Below are 14,881 nucleotides of genomic sequence, written 5' to 3'. Positions count from 1 at the left end.
TCCCGCCTGGCCTGGTCTTGCCGAGCCAGGTTCGCGTCTGGCCTGGTCTGGGTCTTGCCGAGCCAGGTTCGCGCCTGGCCGGGGGGCGCTCAGATTCCGCCTGGCCCGGTCCGCACTCAGCCTGGACCGGGCTCGGCTCGGGCCTCGCCCGGCCTGCCCGGCTGGCGCGCCCCGCCAGAACCGCGTCCGGCGGCCTGCCGACCCGCCGGCCCGCCCGGCGGGCCTGGCTGAACTGCCTGGCGGCTTGCTGACCCGCCTGGCGGCCTGCTGACTCTGCCCGACGCCCGACGCCCGACGCCCGACGCCCGCGTCCGGCCCGGACCCCTCCACCGGAACCATCGGATCAGGCCAGCACCGATCCGCCGAAGCCGTACTCGGCCCGTTCAGCCCTTCTGCTCCCCCTCCCGTGCCTTCAGCACCTCTGCCAGCGTCTTCTCCACGAACCGCTCCACCGCCGCCTTCTCGACGCCGAGCCCGCTCAGCACGCCCTCGCCGTGCTCGAACTCCAGGAGGGCCAGGAGGATGTGCTCGGTGCCGATGTAGTTGTGGCCGAGGCGGAGGGCCTCGCGGAAGGTGAGTTCCAGGACCTTCTTGGCGTCGGAGCCGTAGGGGATGAGCTCGGGCACCTCGTCGGCGGCGGGCGGCAGTGCGGCCGTCGCCGCCTCGCGCACCGCGTCCGCGGAGGCGTTCTGCTCGGCGAGGGCCAGCGCCGCCAGGCCTTCGGGCTCGGCGAGCAGGCCCAGGACGAGGTGGACGGGCAGGCCCTCGGGGCTGCGGGCCGACCTGGCCTCGTTGTGGGCGGCCATGACCACGTTCCGCGCGCGTGGGGTGTACCGGCTGAAGCCCTGGCTGGGGTCGAGGTCGGCCGACTCCTTCGGCACGAACCTCTTCTGCGCGGCCTGCCGCGTCACGCCCATGCTCCTGCCGATGTCCGTCCAGGAGGCCCCCGAGCGCCGGGCCTGGTCGACGAAGTGGCCGATCAGGTGGTCGGCCACGTCACCCAGGTGCTCGGCCGCGATGACCGCGTCCTGGAGCTGGTCGAGGGGCTCCGGGTGGACTTTCTTGATGGCGTCGATGAGGTCGTCGAGGCGGATGGATGCCGTGGGTTCCTGTCGTGAGGTCATGTGTCAACCGTAGGTTGACAGAGCGTGGGCGTCAACCTTGAGTTGACACCCGCTCATTCGCCCGCGCGGCCCCGGAGGCCCTGAACAAGGCGCTGACCCTGATACAGCCCTGAGGGCCACAGCCTTATGCGAGAACGAAGGGCGCCACGCGCGCGTGACACCATCACGGGATGAGCAGTACGCCCACGACCGTCGACCACGCCTTCCAGGCCGCCCTCTACGCAACCGGTGACACCGCCCTCGACACGGGCGCGTCCCTCCTCGCCACCGACCCCGCGGCGGACGCCGAACTCACCTGGCGCGGCGAGGAGTTCGTGGCGGCGGCCTGGCGACGCGGCTGGCAGCCCGCGGACGTCCTACGGCTCGTACGGCGCGACCTGGACGAGGCCCACGTACGCCTGCTCGCGTCCCTGATCCGCGCACAGGCCCGCCAGGACCGCCCCCGCGGCCGACGCTGGGCGGCCCAACTGGAGGACCTCCCCGCGGAACCCCCGCCCCGCACCGACCGTTTCTCCCAGGCCACCACGACTTTGGAGCTCTACCGCCTCCTCCTGCGCCTGCCCACCCTCGAACCCCTCCAGGAGCCGCAGCCGAGCCGGCACCCCCACTCCGGCTCCCGCATGCTCACCCGCATCCGCGCGCTGCTCGCCAAGGCGGAGGCGACCGGGTATCCGGAGGAGGCGGAGGCGCTCACCGCGAAGGCGCAGGAGCTCATGGCCCGGCACAGCGTCGACGAGGCCCTGCTCGACGCCCAGGCCCCGGCTCCGGACGCGCCCGGCGCCTGCCGCATCGGCGTGGAGCCGCCGTACGAGCAGGCCAAGGCGGTCCTGCTGGACGCGGTCGCCGACGCCAACCACTGCCGGGCGGTGTGGAACGAACCTTTCTGCTTCTCCACGGTCGTCGGCTTCGAGGCCGACCTGGAGGTGGTGGAACTGCTCTACACCTCACTGCTGGTGCAGGCGCAGTCGGCGATGGCCAAGGCGGAGGCGGCCCAGCGATCCGCCGGCCGCAAACGCACCAAGACCTTCCGCCAGTCCTTCCTGGCGGCCTACGCCCACCGCATGGGCATCCGCCTGACCACCGCCGCCGAAACCCAGGTCACCGACGACCTGCTGCCGGTCCTCGCCACCCGCGAGGTGGCGGTCACCGCGGCCACGGACCGCATGTTCCCCCAGACGGTCACCACCCGCCTGCGTGGCATCACCGACGAGGCGGGCTGGACAGAGGGCGCGGAGGCCGCGGACCGGGCCCGGATGGATTCCAGACCACGACTGCCCTGACGGGCCGCGCGTCCCCGCCGCGCAGGGACGCGCCGACCGCCCGGATGCCCCGCCCCGTCCTCCACGGTCCCCGACGGCTGCTCGGGGTATCCCGACTGTCCGGCGTCGCCGCGCTCATGTCAGGTGACCCGGTGTCCCCAGGCGTCCGGCCTGCCCAAGGCACCTGAGCGGGCACGACACCCGAGAGGCCTGAGCGGCGGGCCGACGCGCCGGACCATCCGGGCGTAGGTGGGGTGTCCCGGCGAACCCGGGCCGCCCGACGTACTTCGGCGGGGTCCGCCGTACCTGAGCGGGGCCCGACGCACTTGGCGGGGCCCCGACGTACCTGTTCGGACCCGCCCCGCCGAGCCCCGCGCCTCAGTCCCCGGCCTGCTGGAAGCCGCTCACCGAAGCGTCCGGCGTGTCCTTGCCCTTCAGCGCGACAGCGCCGTACGACCAGTCGAGGCTCTGGTCCGCCTTGCCACCAGGCAGCCCGTACTTGACCGTCTTCACCGCGAGGCTCTGCTCGCCGCCCTCCTCGCCGCGCACGTAGGTGAGGGTGAAGGAGGAGGTGGCCTGCGCCGCGAGGGTCAGCTTCTGGGGCGCGGCGGCCTTGTCCTCGGGGACGGCGACGGTGGTGCCGTCGGCTTCGAGTTCGACCTTGGGGAAGCCCTCCAGGGTGCACTCGGCGCCCTTGTTGGTGATGGTGACGGTGACGTTGCCGGTGTCCCCGGCGGCGGGGGCGGCGTTGACCGCACCGGCCTCCATGCCCAGGTCACCGGCGGCGCAGGAGGAGCCGGAGGCGGCCTTGCTCTCCTTGCCGTCGGAGGAGCTGTTGTCGTCCCCGCCGCCGCAGGCGGTGAGGAGGAACGCGGCGGCGAGGGCGGAGACGGTGATCGGAACGGCGCGCATGAGTAGGTCCCTTGGATGACGTGACGGTGCTCGAAGGATCATCACGCACGCGCACCCGGAATCGTTGCGCGCCCCCGTCTTACGGCATCCGTTGTGCGCCCCCGTCGTGCGGCACTCGGCGCGCGCGCCGGTCTTGCGGCACCCAGCGTGCGCGCCCGCCTTGCGGCCTCCGTTGTGCGCCCTCGCTTTGCGGCCCCCGGCGCGCGCCCCGTGTTACGGCCTCCGTTGTGCGCCCCCGTTGTGCGGCCCCCGGCGCGCGCGCCCGTCGTGCGGCACTTGGCGCGCGCCCCCGTTGTATGGCCTCCGGCGCACGCCCCCGCCTCACAGCCTCCGTCGCGCGCCCCGCCCTACCGGCATGTCGGTATACCGGCCTCCGGCCACGACGCACGCCTCACGACCCCAGCCCCGCCGTCGGCAGCCCCGCCGTCGGCAGCCCCGACGGCCACTGCCCGCCCTCCGCCTTGGTGTACGTCTCCTTGCCGGCCCCGCCCTCCCAGGTGACCTGGAGGGACTTGGCGTCGACGGAGTCGACCATGCCGGTCGTGCGGTTCTTCTCACCGGTCGTGCACGTGAGGTGGATCATCTGCATGCCCGCCTCCTCGCCGGCGGCCCCGCTGCACACGGTCCCCCCGGTGGCGAAGAGGGCGGCCTGCTTGCCGGTGATGACCAGGGCGACGGCCTTGCCGTCCGTGGTGGCCAGCCAGCTGCCCTCCAGCTCGCCGGACGCCTGCACGGACCCGCCGGTGGCGCCCCCGGTGTCCGCGCTCGCCGTCGTGCTCGGGGTGGCCGAGGGGTCGCCGTCGGAGCCGTCGTCGTCGCTGCACGCGGTCAGCACGAGCGCGCCCGTCAGCGCGGCGGCCACGGCGGCGGCCCGGACCGTCCGGCGGGACGCCCCGCGCGAGAAGATCGCCGAAGTCACTGCAAGCTCCCAAGCTGTAGCCGGACCGGACCGCAGCAAGCTACCAGCAGCCCCGGGCCCGAGCCTGTGGCGCCCGTGACCTACCAGGAGGACTTGCGAACCCCCGGCAGATGTCCCGCGTGCGCCTGCTCCCGCAGACTCACGCGCGACAGCCCGAACGTCCGGAAGTACCCGCGAGGCCGCCCGTCCACCTGGTCCCGGTTGCGTACGCGTGTCGCGCTCGCGTCCCGTGGCTGGCGGCGCAACTCCCGCTGTGCCGCCAGCCGTTCCGCCTCCGTCGACGACGGCCGCCGGATGATCTCCTTCAGTTCGGCCCGTCGTTCGGCGTACCGAGCGACGACCTCCTGCCGCTTCCCGTTCTTCGCGATCTTGCTCTTCTTCGCCATCTCAGCCCCTCGGCCCCTTCAGTCCTTCACTCGTTTCAGACCTTCGCGCGTTTCAGACCCTCGCGCGCCTTCGCTCGCTTCAGACCTTCACTCCGCGCGCCCGGATCCGGGCCACGGCCGCCTCGACGCCGATGACGTCAACCGTCCTGATCCCCTTGGTGCTCAGCCGCAGCCGCACGTACCTGCCCTCGCTCGGCAGCCAGTAGCGCTTGGTCTGGATGTTGGGGTCGAAGCGGCGCGGCGTCCGCCGGTGGGAGTGGGAGATGCGGTTGCCGAAGCCGGGCTGGGCGCCGGTCAGCATGCAGTGCGCGGACACGGGTGACGTACCTCTCCTCGAATCAGGATGTTAATGGAATTCATTTTCAGTAAGATAGCAGCATGGCTCGCAACGAACTGCGCCCGGTCATCAAGCTCCGCTCCACGGCGGGGACCGGCTTCACGTACGTCACCCGCAAGAACCGCCGCAACGACCCGGACCGCATGACCCTGCGCAAGTACGACCCTGTCGTCGGCCGTCACGTCGACTTCCGAGAGGAGCGCTGAACCGCCCGTGCGCGAGGGAATCCACCCGGCCTACGGTCCCGTCGTCTTCCGCGACCGTGCCGCGAACCACGCCTTCCTGACCTGCTCCACCATGAGCAGCGACAAGACGATCGAGTGGGAGGACGGCAACACCTACCCCGTCGTGGACGTCGAGATCTCGAACGTCAGCCACCCCTTCTACACCGGCACCGCCCGCGTCCTGGACCAGGCCGGCCGAGTCGAGCGCTTCGAGCGCCGGTACGGGAAGCGGGGCGGGGCGTGACCCTGTCGGTGGTGATCGTCGGCGGGCTGCACAGCGACGCCCGCCGGGCGACCGTCGAGCACCTGCTCGCCGACGTGCCCGGCAGCGTCGTCCTCCACCACGACCTCGCGACGGCCGCCGCCGGCACGGTCGTACGGACGATCAGGGACGCCACCGGCGTCCTCGCGGCCGGCGAGGCGCCGCTGGTCGACGACTGCGCGTGCTGCGCGCTGCGCGAGGACCTCGTGCCCGAGCTGCGGCGTCTGGCCGACGACGCGACCACCCGGCTCGCGATCGTCGAGCTGTGGGACTCCGTCGAGCCCAGGGCCATGGCCGAGGTGGTCGTCGCCGGTGGCCTCACCGTCACCGGCGTGATCACCGCCGTCGACCCGGCGCTGTTGCTGCCGTGTCTCGGCAACGGCGACGACCTCGCCGACGTCGGCCTCGCCGCGGCCGCCACCGACCGGCGGACCGTCGCCGACACCTTCGCACGGCAGCTGGAGTACGCCCCGGTCCTGGCGCTCGTCGACTCCCCGGAGGCCGACGACGAGGACCGCGAACTGCTGGCCCAGCTCCATCCGACGGCCCGCCGGGTCCCCGTCCCGGGCGGCCACCCGGGGGGCCCGGCGGGCGTGCCGACCTCGACGCCTGCACGTGCAGACGCATCGGTCGCCGCATCCGGCGCTCGGTCCGAGCTGGCGTCCGCCGCCCTCGCCGGCTTCGACGTCGAAGCGGCCGCCGCCGCTCAGCACCCGGCCTGTGCCCTCCTCCCTGCCGAGGCCGACGCGCACGGTGTCTCCACCCTCGTCTGGCACCGCCGCCGACCCTTCCACCCGGAGCGGCTGTACACGGCGCTGGAGGACCTGACCTGCGTCGCCGCCCGCAGCCGGGGCCGGTTCTGGCTCGCCGACAAGCCGGACACACTGCTGCACTGGGACGCGGCCGGCGGGGCCCTGTGCGTGGAGTCGGCCGGGCCGTGGCTCGCCTCCCTGCCCGACGCGGCCTGGGAGATGGTCCCGCCGGTACGCCGCGCCGCCGCCGCGCTGGACTGGCACCCCGAGCACGGCGACCGCTGCCAGCACCTCGTCTTCACGTCCCCCGGCCTCGACCGCGACGGACTCGAACGGCTCCTGGAGTCCTGCCTGCTCACCGACGCCGAGTACGCCGCCGGCCGCGACGCCTGGAAGCGGCTGCCGCCCGCCTTCGACACCCTCCTGGAGGTCTGACCCCGTGCCCCGCAAGAGCGACCGCAAGCCCGCAAGGAACCGGCCCAACCCGCTGGACCAGGCCGGGATCACGTACATCGACTACAAGGACACCGATCTGCTGCGGAAGTTCATCTCCGACCGCGGCAAGATCCGCAGCCGCCGGGTCACCCGTATCTCGGCTCAGCAGCAGCGCCGGTTGGCCCGCGCGATCAAGAACGCCCGCGAGATGGCCCTCCTGCCGTACGGCAGCCGCTGACGTCCCCGCCCGTCGGCGCCGGCCGCGTCCGTAGGAACGGACCCGCCACTGTTGTACGGGACCACCGTCCGGTCGTACGAGCGCAGTCGCGCCCGTCGTCCAGGCCTGCCGGCCATCCGATCGGGGCGCATCTGCGTCGAGAGACCGGCTGTGCGCGCCTGTTCCGAGCCGAGCCCGTACTCGCCCCCGTGGACGACCCGCTGTAGTCCGCGGGGGCGAGGGTTTGTCGCGGGCGGTGGGCCGGGGTGAGTGGTCCAGGCCTGTTCGCGCCGGGGGTGGGCGGAGGCGCGGGCGGTATCCGATTCCGGGGTGAGGGGGTGTCGGAGGTTGCCCGGGCCCGACCGCCGCGTCGAGTGGACGGCGAACGTCCGCCCGGGCGGAGCCGGTCCGACCGATCCTCGCATCCCCCGACCGATGCGCGCTCGGCCGAACCGTGTCCGGGATGACGGAACACGAACGCCACCCGATGCGTCTCTTCCTGTGCACGAGTTGGTTCGATCCGAACTACCTCGCATGGCACATGTGCCACAGCCGACCCACAAGTGCCACTGGTCGCATGAGCCGAAGGGTTCAGGGCAGACGCGCGAGGGGGCGGAGAACCGAACGATTTCGGTAAAGCAGGCGTCAAAGCTGTAATCGCACCAGCAACCGGCGTGCACGTGCATCTGCTCACGCATCTGCACATGAACGGGGTTATGATCCGGGACAGTTGACCACGGCACCAATGGCCACACGAGCCAGTGCACCACCAGGGAGCGACCTGTGGACCACGACGTTGACGGGGGGCACGACGTGTACAACGGCATGACGGCCACACAGTTGTCCGGGGTTGCCTGGCAGAAGAGCCGGCACAGCAACTCGCAGGGCTCATGTGTCGAGTTCGCGCGGCTGCCGGGCGGGGACGTGGCGGTGCGCAACTCGCGTTTCCCGGACGGTCCCGCGCTCGTCTACACGCGGGCCGAGATCGAGGCGATGCTGCTGGGCATCAAGGACGGCGAGTTCGACCACCTGATCGCGAGCTGACGCTCGCGTCCTCCGGCGTGCGTGCGGCACCTCGGAGGAACCGCAGGTGAGGCCAGTACAACGCGCGTAGAACCGTGGCACCGGTCGGTGCCGCGGTTCGTCATTGGGCGGCGGTGTGCAGCCGGAACAGCGCCCAGACGACCTTGCCGCCCAGGTTGCCGGCGAGCGGGTGCCAGCCCCAGCCGTCGGCGAAGGAGTCGACGAGGAACAGGCCGCGGCCGGACTCCGCCGAGAAGTCGTCCGCCTCGCGCGGCAGCGGACTGTCGTCGCTGGGATCGCGCACCGCGCACACCAGCCGCTCGGTCCACCGCATCAGGTGCAGCCGCACGGGCGGATGCTCGGCCGCCACGCGGGGGACGGCGTCGGGCGACTGCCCGTGCCGCAAGGCGTTGGTCACCAGCTCCGAGACCACCAGACATATGTCGTCGAAACGGTCGCCGACGTCCCACTGGCCGAGAGTTCTGCGGGTGAACTGCCGCGCCTCGCGCACCGCTTCGAAGCGGGCGGGCAGAGCACAGGAGGCCGCGTTGGACACGGCCGCGGGATCAAGCGGCGGAAGGCCCTGCCGTAACGGCTCGAGCATGGTCGATCCATTCGTCCCCATGCGAGGCACTCCCGGGATTCGCGGTCGTTGCGATGCAGCGGTGGCGCGCGACCATGGTTTCCGATGCGGAGAGCAGATGCAAGGGCAGATGCACGTGCACGTGACCGAATTGGACCCGCCCGTACCGCTTCTTGGCCATTTTTTCCGCCATCTTCTCGCCGTTCAGCAGCACTTCTCTTGCTTTCTCCGCCCTCTTCCCTCGCGCCGCTTCCTGCGTATCCTTTGGCTTCTTTCCATCTGTGTAATCGGACGAGTACTGCTCGAAGTGTTTTAGTGGCAGACTGCGGGCCCAAGGACGCTTGGGGAGGCTGGCGAACGTGAGCGCGGGAGAGCCCGGATCGGTGGTGCGGCGCATGCTGCTCGGCTCGCAACTACGGCGGCTGCGTGAGGCACGCGGCATCACACGCGAGGCGGCGGGGTATTCGATCCGGGCGTCGGAGTCGAAGATCAGCCGGATGGAGCTGGGCCGGGTGAGCTTCAAGACACGGGACGTGGAAGACCTGTTGACGCTGTACGGCATCACGGACGACGCGGAGCGACAGGCGCTCGTCTCCCTCGCCCGCGAGGCCAACGTGGCGGGCTGGTGGCACAGTTACTCGGACGTGCTCCCCAACTGGTTCCCCACGTACGTCGGTCTGGAGGGCGCGGCCTCGCTGATCCGCGCGTACGAGGTGCAGTTCGTGCACGGGCTGCTGCAGACGGAGGCGTACGCGCACGCGGTCGTGCAGCGCGGCATGAAGGGCGCGAGCGCGGCCGACATCGACCGGCGGGTGGCGCTGCGCCTGGAGCGGCAGAAGTACCTCGTGGCCGAGAACGCCCCCGAGTTCCACATCGTCCTCGACGAGGCGGCCCTGCGTCGGCCCTACGGCGACCGCGAGGTGATGCGCGGACAGCTCCAGCACCTGATCGAGATCTCCGAACGCCCCAACGTACGGCTGCAGATCATGCCGTTCAGCTTCGGCGGGCACTCCGGCGAGTCCGGCGCCTTCACCATCCTGAGCTTCCCGGAGTCCGACCTGTCGGACGTCGTCTACCTGGAACAGCTCACCAGCGCCCTCTACCTGGACAAACGCGAGGACGTCGCCCAGTACGAGCAGGCGCTTCAGGAGCTCCAGAAGGACAGCCCCGGGCCCGACGAGAGCCGGGACCTGCTGCGCGGACTGCTCCAGCTGTCCTGACCGCTCCACCCCTGCCGGGGCGGCGGCGTCCCGGCGGCCTTCCGGGCACGTTCCGGGCTCTTTCCGAGGGATTCCCCTAGAGGGTCCCGGAGGCGCACCCAACTCCCTTGCAACACACGTACGATGACGTGTGATCAGAGCGTGACGTCGATCGCAGCGCAGGGGATTGAGGGATCACATGTCGTCCTACTTCACCGACCTGGCCCAGCAGTACATCGACGGTGAGTGGCGCCCGGGGACAGGCTCCTGGGACATCATCGACTTCAACCCCTACGACGGCGAGAAGCTGGCCTCGATCACCATAGCCACCGTCGACGAGATCGACGAGGCGTACCGGGCCGCCGCCCGCGCCCAGAAGGCCTGGGCCGCGACCAACGCCTACACCCGCCGCGCCGTCTTCGAGAGGGTGCTGCGCCTGGTCGAGGAGCGCGAGCAGGAGATCACCGAGGTGATCATCGCCGAGCTCGGCGGCACCGGTCTGAAGGCCGGCTTCGAACTCCACCTCGCCAAGGAGTTCCTGCGCGAGTCGATCCACCTGGCGCTGCGCCCCGAGGGCCGGATCATCCCCTCGCCGGTCGACGGCAAGGAGAACCGCCTCTACCGCGTGCCGGTGGGTGTCGTCGGTGTGATCAGCCCCTTCAACTTCCCGTTCCTGCTGTCGCTGAAGTCCGTCGCCCCCGCCCTGGCGCTCGGCAACGCCGTGGTGCTCAAGCCGCACCAGAACACCCCGATCACCGGCGGCACGCTGGTCGCGAAGCTCTTCGAGGACGCGGGCCTGCCCGCCGGCCTGCTCAACGTCGTCGTCACCGACATCGCCGAGATCGGCGACGCCTTCATCGAGCACCCGGTCCCGCGGGTCATCTCCTTCACCGGCTCCGACCAGGTCGGCCGCCACGTCGCCACGGTCTGCGCCTCCCACTTCAAGCGCTCCGTCCTCGAACTGGGCGGCAACAGCGCCCTCGTCGTCCTCGACGACGCCGACATCGACTACGCGGTCGACGCGGCCGTCTTCAGCCGCTTCGTCCACCAGGGCCAGGTCTGCATGGCCGCCAACCGGGTCCTGGTCGACCGTTCGATCGCAGACGAGTTCACCGAGAAGTTCGTCGCCAAGGTCAAGTCCCTCAAGGTCGGAGACCCGAGCGACCCGCAGACGGTCATCGGCCCGGTCATCAACTCCTCCCAGGCGGAGGCCCTCTCGGGCGCCGTCGAGCAGGCGATCGCCGAGGGCGCGACGGCCCTGGTCCGCGGCACGACCACTGACAACCTCGTCGAGCCCTCCGTCCTGACGGACGTCCCCGCCGACTCGGCCCTCCTCCAGCAGGAGATCTTCGGCCCCGTCGCCTTCCTCATCCCCTTCGACGGCGAGGAGGAGGCCGTCCGCCTCGTCAACGACACCCCGTACGGGCTCAGCGGCGCCGTCCACACCGGCGACATCGAGCGCGGCGTCGCCTTCGCCAAGCAGATCGACACCGGCATGTTCCACGTCAACGACGGCACCGTCCACGACGAGCCCCTCGTCCCCTTCGGCGGCGAGAAGAGCTCGGGCGTCGGCCGCCTGAACGGCGAGACGACTCTCGAGGCGTTCACGACGACGAAGTGGATCTCGGTGCAGCACGGGCGGAGCGGATTCCCGTTCTAGCCGGTGTCCGGGGAAGGCCGGTACGGGGCCTTCGGCGGTCCTCACGGCGGCGCGTTCAGCGGTACGCCCGACCACTGGTTCCGATCACCGTCGGTGATCGCCCGCCCCGACCGGCCCAGCCCCCGCCACCCGCCCCGACCGGCCTACGCTGGACGCCATGTCAGCGATCCGCCTCCTCGTGCTCGGCGCCGTTCGTCAGCACGGACGGGCCCATGGCTACCAGGTGCGCAACGACCTGGAGTACTGGGGCGCCCACGAGTGGTCCAACGCCAAGCCGGGCTCGATCTACCACGCCCTGAAACAGATGGCGAAACAGGGATTGCTGCACGCGCACGAGATCGCCCCCTCCACCGCCGGCGGCCCGCCCCGCACGGAGTACGAGATCACCGAGCGGGGCACCGAGGAGTACTTCCGGCTGGTCCGTGAGGCACTGACCTCCTACGACCAGAAGATGGACATGAAGTCGGCGGCCATCGGCTTCATCGTGGACCTGCCGCGCGCCGAGGCGGTGGCGCTCCTGAAGGAGCGGATCCGGCGCATCGAGGAGTGGCGCTCGGCCGTCACCGAGCACTACGTGCCCGAGCAGGGCCCCGAGCAGCTGGGTCACATCGGCGAAATCATGAACCTCTGGGTCCACACGGCCGACGCCGAGGCCGAGTGGACCCAGGGGCTCATCGCCCGTGTCGAGGGCGGCGCCTACACCTTCGCCGGCGAGGGCGAACCGTTCGTCGGCATCCTCGCCGAGGGCGACGAGAACCCGTACGCGACGGGGGAGCGGCATCCCCAGGACACCCGTTGAGGAGCGCGGGCCGCGGAGACCGACGTCGTCCGGCCGAGACCCACGTGGTCCGGCCGGGACCGACGTCGTCCGGCCGAGACCCACGTCGTCCGGCCGGGACCCGTCCGGCCGTGGCGCCGCGGGCTCGCGCGCAGGAGCCGGTAGGCCCGGTGCGGGCTCAGTGATGGAAGCCGGTCGCCGCCTCCTTGTCCCGTGTCAGCGGATGCGGCTGCCGGCGCAGTTCCGGCAGCAGCCGGGTCAGGTCCTCCACGAACAGGTCGGCGAGATCCTCGGAGAAGCCGTTGCGGCACACGACCCGCAGGACGGACAGGTCCTCGCGGTTCGGCGGGAAGGTGTACGCGGGCACCAGCCAGCCGCTCTCCCGCAACCGCCGTGAGACGTCGAAGACGTCGTACGCCTCGACGTCCGGGGCCGTGGTGAAGGCGAACACGGGCAGTTGGTCGCCCCGGGTCAGCAGCCGGAAGTCGCCCAGCGCCGCCACCCGGTCGGCGATGCCCCGGGCGACCTCCCGCGTGGACTGCTGTACGGCCCGGTAGCCCTCACGGCCCAGCCGCAGGAACGTGTAGTACTGCGCGACCACCTGGGCGCCGGGGCGCGAGAAGTTCAGCGCGAAGGTCGGCATGTCGCCGCCCAGGTAGTTCACCCGGAAGACGAGCTCCTCCGGCAGGGCCTCCTTGTCACGCCACAGCGCCCAGCCGACCCCGGGGTAGACGAGCCCGTACTTGTGCCCCGAGGTGTTGATCGACGCCACGCGCGCGAGACGGAAGTCCCACACCAGGTCCTCGTCGACGAACGGCGCGACCATCCCGCCGGACGCCGCGTCGACATGCACCGGGATGTCGAGGCCGGTGCGCTCCTGGAGGGCGTCCAGCGCCGCGCACAGCTCCGCGATCGGCTCGTAGGAGCCGTCGAAGGTGGAGCCGAGGACGCCGACGACCCCGATGGTGTTCTCGTCGCACAGCTCGGCGGCGGCCTGCGGGTCGAGATGGAAGCGGTCGCCCTCCATCGGGACCTGACGGGGCTCCACCTCCCAGAACGTGCAGAACTTGTCCCAGCAGACCTGGACGTTGACACCCATGACCAGGTTCGGCCGGGCGCCCGGGGCCGAGTTCCGCCTGCTCCAGCGCCGCTTGAGGGCCATCCCGGCGAGCATGCACGCCTCGCTCGACCCGGTCGTCGAACAGCCCACCGCCGCCGACGGATCCGGCGCGTTCCACAGATCGGCGAGCATCGCCACGCACCGTCGCTCCAGCTCGGCGGTGCGCGGGTACTCGTCCTTGTCGATCATGTTCTTGTCCCGGCACTCCGCCATCAGCACCCCGGCCTGCGGCTCCATCCACGTCGTGACGAACGTGGCCAGGTTCAGCCGGGAGTTGCCGTCCAGCATCAGCTCGTCGTGCACCAGTTGATACGCCGTCGGCGGCGGCATCGGGCCGTCCGGCAACCGGTGTTTGGGCGGCGCCTCGGTCATGCCGCCGACCGGATCCGCCGCGCCGTAGAAGGGGTTCACGGACAGGGGGCGCTCGTCGGACTTCACGGGGCCTTTGTGCAGGGGCATGGATTCTCCTCAGGTGTAGCGCAGCGGCGTCCTGCCGCTTCATCGGATCGAGGGACCTCATCGGTTCACCGCATCGCCGCCCCGCCCTCCCGCGACCGAGTCCGCGGCCGTCCGGATCGCGCGTGGGCTCTCCAGGCCTCGTCCAGCCCCGCGAAGAGCCTCAGAGCGCCGCCCAGGGCCACGGACAACCCCGGCACGAGCCCGCCGGCCGGCGTCAGCGCGCACGCAGGCAGCAGCTCCGGCGTCACCACGGACGGCGGCACGCGCGCCGGGGGCGCCGGAGCGGGGGGCGCCTGCCGCGCGGTGTCCTGGGCCACGGGCTCACGATAAGCGGACAGAACCGGCACAACATCCCGAAGTGGCCAGAGAGGTGGCTCCGGGGAAAACGGGCTTGCACCTCACGTCGCGTGAGGACCCACTGTGGAGCGCGTACCGAGAAAGGAGCGGACGAAGTGAGCTACTCCGTCGGACAGGTGGCCGGCTTCGCCGGAGTCACGGTGCGCACCCTGCACCACTACGACGACATCGGCCTGCTCGTCCCGAGCGAGCGCAGCCCCGCGGGTCACCGGCGCTACGGCGACGCCGACCTCGACCGGCTGCAGCAGATCCTGTTCTACCGGGAGCTCGGCTTCCCGCTCGACGAGGTCGCGGCCCTGCTCGACGACCCGGACGCGGACCCGCGCGAACACCTGCGCCGGCAGCACGAGCTGCTGACCGCCCGGATCGAGAAGCTGCAGAAGATGGCGGCGGCCGTGGAACACGCCATGGAGGCACGCACGATGGGCATCAACCTCACACCCGAGGAGAAGTTCGAGGTGTTCGGGGACAAGGACCCCGAGCAGTACGCCGAGGAGGCGGAACAGCGCTGGGGCGGCACGGAGGAGTACGCCGAGTCGCAGCGCCGGGCCGCCTCCTACACCAAGGAGGACTGGAAGCGCATGCAGGCCGAGGTGGCCGACTGGAGCGAGCGCTACAACGCTCTGATGGCCGCCGGTGAACCGCCGACCGGCGAGGCGGCCATGGACATGGCCGAGGAACACCGGCAGCACATCGGCGCCTGGTTCTACGAGTGCTCGTACGACATGCACCGGTCCCTGGGGGAGATGTACGTCGCCGACGAGCGCTTCAAGGCGTTCTACGACTCCATGCGCCCGGGCCTCGCCGAGCACCTCAAGGAGGCGATCACCGCGAACGCGGCCCGGCACACGCGTGCGTAGGGTCCTGGGCCCGGG

18 protein-coding genes are annotated in these 14,881 nt (G+C 71.2%); 10 read left to right on the top strand and 8 right to left on the bottom strand.

Translation table 11 applies throughout. The features are described from left to right. Positions 1 to 383: 383 nt before the first annotated feature. A complete protein-coding gene (locus ACPT94_RS14880) occupies positions 384 to 1,124 on the bottom strand; it encodes a Clp protease N-terminal domain-containing protein (RefSeq protein WP_360335073.1) in 741 nt (246 codons plus the stop codon). A gap of 170 nt (positions 1,125 to 1,294) precedes the next feature. Between ACPT94_RS14880 and ACPT94_RS14875 the strand changes: the two genes are divergently transcribed. Next, positions 1,295 to 2,404, top strand: coding sequence for a DUF2786 domain-containing protein (locus ACPT94_RS14875; protein ID WP_360335075.1), 1,110 nt, complete (start codon positions 1,295 to 1,297; stop codon positions 2,402 to 2,404). A 357-nt stretch (positions 2,405 to 2,761) separates the two neighbouring features. Here ACPT94_RS14875 and ACPT94_RS14870 read toward each other — a convergent pair whose 3' ends face one another. The 4 genes from ACPT94_RS14870 to rpmB all read right to left on the bottom strand — a co-directional run bounded on the left by ACPT94_RS14870 (position 2,762) and on the right by rpmB (position 4,916). Further along, positions 2,762 to 3,295 carry a DUF4232 domain-containing protein gene (locus tag ACPT94_RS14870; protein ID WP_360335077.1) on the bottom strand — a complete coding sequence of 178 codons (534 nt, stop codon included), beginning with the start codon at positions 3,293 to 3,295 and terminating at the stop codon, positions 2,762 to 2,764. Between the two features lie 391 nt (positions 3,296 to 3,686). Then, positions 3,687 to 4,214: a hypothetical protein gene (locus ACPT94_RS14865; protein WP_360335079.1), complete on the bottom strand. Its 528-nt coding sequence runs from the start codon at positions 4,212 to 4,214 to the stop codon at positions 3,687 to 3,689. An 80-nt stretch (positions 4,215 to 4,294) separates the two neighbouring features. Beyond that, entirely contained in the window at positions 4,295 to 4,600 is a 306-nt protein-coding gene (gene rpsN, locus ACPT94_RS14860) for a 30S ribosomal protein S14 (RefSeq protein WP_360335081.1), read from the bottom strand. A gap of 79 nt (positions 4,601 to 4,679) precedes the next feature. Next, on the bottom strand, positions 4,680 to 4,916 hold the full coding sequence (rpmB, locus tag ACPT94_RS14855) for a 50S ribosomal protein L28 (RefSeq protein WP_360335083.1): 237 nt from the start codon (positions 4,914 to 4,916) through the stop codon (positions 4,680 to 4,682). 62 nt (positions 4,917 to 4,978) lie between these two features. On the opposite strand from rpmB, the gene rpmG reads away from it, so the two are divergent. From rpmG to ACPT94_RS14830, 5 genes are all read left to right on the top strand, one after another. Continuing rightward, the gene (rpmG, locus tag ACPT94_RS14850; protein ID WP_019753828.1) at positions 4,979 to 5,143 is read left to right on the top strand and encodes a 50S ribosomal protein L33; all 165 of its coding nucleotides are present in this window, start codon (positions 4,979 to 4,981) and stop codon (positions 5,141 to 5,143) included. A 7-nt stretch (positions 5,144 to 5,150) separates the two neighbouring features. Continuing rightward, positions 5,151 to 5,405, top strand: a complete 255-nt coding sequence (locus ACPT94_RS14845; RefSeq protein ID WP_360335085.1) for a type B 50S ribosomal protein L31 — start codon at positions 5,151 to 5,153, stop codon at positions 5,403 to 5,405. Beyond that, positions 5,402 to 6,610: a CobW family GTP-binding protein gene (locus tag ACPT94_RS14840; protein WP_425246016.1), complete on the top strand. Its 1,209-nt coding sequence runs from the start codon at positions 5,402 to 5,404 to the stop codon at positions 6,608 to 6,610. The genes ACPT94_RS14845 and ACPT94_RS14840 overlap by 4 nt, the downstream gene beginning before the upstream one ends. 4 nt (positions 6,611 to 6,614) lie before the next feature. Then, the gene (gene rpsR, locus ACPT94_RS14835; RefSeq protein WP_425246015.1) at positions 6,615 to 6,848 is read left to right on the top strand and encodes a 30S ribosomal protein S18; all 234 of its coding nucleotides are present in this window, start codon (positions 6,615 to 6,617) and stop codon (positions 6,846 to 6,848) included. Between the two features lie 762 nt (positions 6,849 to 7,610). Then, positions 7,611 to 7,871, top strand: coding sequence for a DUF397 domain-containing protein (locus tag ACPT94_RS14830; protein ID WP_360335091.1), 261 nt, complete (start codon positions 7,611 to 7,613; stop codon positions 7,869 to 7,871). A gap of 100 nt (positions 7,872 to 7,971) precedes the next feature. On the opposite strand, the gene ACPT94_RS14825 is transcribed toward ACPT94_RS14830, so the two are convergent. Continuing rightward, on the bottom strand, positions 7,972 to 8,454 hold the full coding sequence (locus ACPT94_RS14825; RefSeq protein ID WP_360335093.1) for an ATP-binding protein: 483 nt from the start codon (positions 8,452 to 8,454) through the stop codon (positions 7,972 to 7,974). Continuing rightward, positions 8,417 to 8,830 (bottom strand): hypothetical protein, encoded by a 414-nt coding sequence (locus ACPT94_RS14820; RefSeq protein WP_360335095.1) that lies wholly within the window; start codon positions 8,828 to 8,830, stop codon positions 8,417 to 8,419. Before ACPT94_RS14820 ends, ACPT94_RS14825 begins: the two co-directional genes overlap by 38 nt. Between ACPT94_RS14820 and ACPT94_RS14815 the strand changes: the two genes are divergently transcribed. From ACPT94_RS14815 to ACPT94_RS14805, 3 genes are all read left to right on the top strand, one after another. Beyond that, positions 8,829 to 9,653: a Sco1979 family transcriptional regulator gene (locus tag ACPT94_RS14815; RefSeq protein ID WP_360335097.1), complete on the top strand. Its 825-nt coding sequence runs from the start codon at positions 8,829 to 8,831 to the stop codon at positions 9,651 to 9,653. The genes ACPT94_RS14820 and ACPT94_RS14815 overlap by 2 nt on opposite strands. A gap of 178 nt (positions 9,654 to 9,831) precedes the next feature. Beyond that, a complete protein-coding gene (locus tag ACPT94_RS14810) occupies positions 9,832 to 11,292 on the top strand; it encodes an aldehyde dehydrogenase family protein (protein WP_425246014.1) in 1,461 nt (486 codons plus the stop codon). A gap of 157 nt (positions 11,293 to 11,449) precedes the next feature. Then, on the top strand, positions 11,450 to 12,091 hold the full coding sequence (locus tag ACPT94_RS14805; protein WP_360335101.1) for a PadR family transcriptional regulator: 642 nt from the start codon (positions 11,450 to 11,452) through the stop codon (positions 12,089 to 12,091). A 157-nt stretch (positions 12,092 to 12,248) separates the two neighbouring features. Here the strand turns inward: ACPT94_RS14805 and gad are convergent, their stop codons facing one another. After that, positions 12,249 to 13,649 carry a glutamate decarboxylase gene (gene gad, locus ACPT94_RS14800; RefSeq protein ID WP_360335103.1) on the bottom strand — a complete coding sequence of 467 codons (1,401 nt, stop codon included), beginning with the start codon at positions 13,647 to 13,649 and terminating at the stop codon, positions 12,249 to 12,251. 452 nt (positions 13,650 to 14,101) lie between these two features. On the opposite strand from gad, the gene ACPT94_RS14795 reads away from it, so the two are divergent. Then, positions 14,102 to 14,866: a MerR family transcriptional regulator gene (locus tag ACPT94_RS14795; RefSeq protein WP_425246013.1), complete on the top strand. Its 765-nt coding sequence runs from the start codon at positions 14,102 to 14,104 to the stop codon at positions 14,864 to 14,866. The last annotated feature ends 15 nt before the right edge of the window (positions 14,867 to 14,881 follow it).

It is taken from the genome of Streptomyces aurantiaciflavus, assembly GCF_049808595.1.
Classification (GTDB): Bacteria; Actinomycetota; Actinomycetes; order Streptomycetales; family Streptomycetaceae; genus Streptomyces.
Note: the sequence above shows the minus strand (reverse complement) of the source record. Positions and strands in the feature narration are given on the sequence as shown.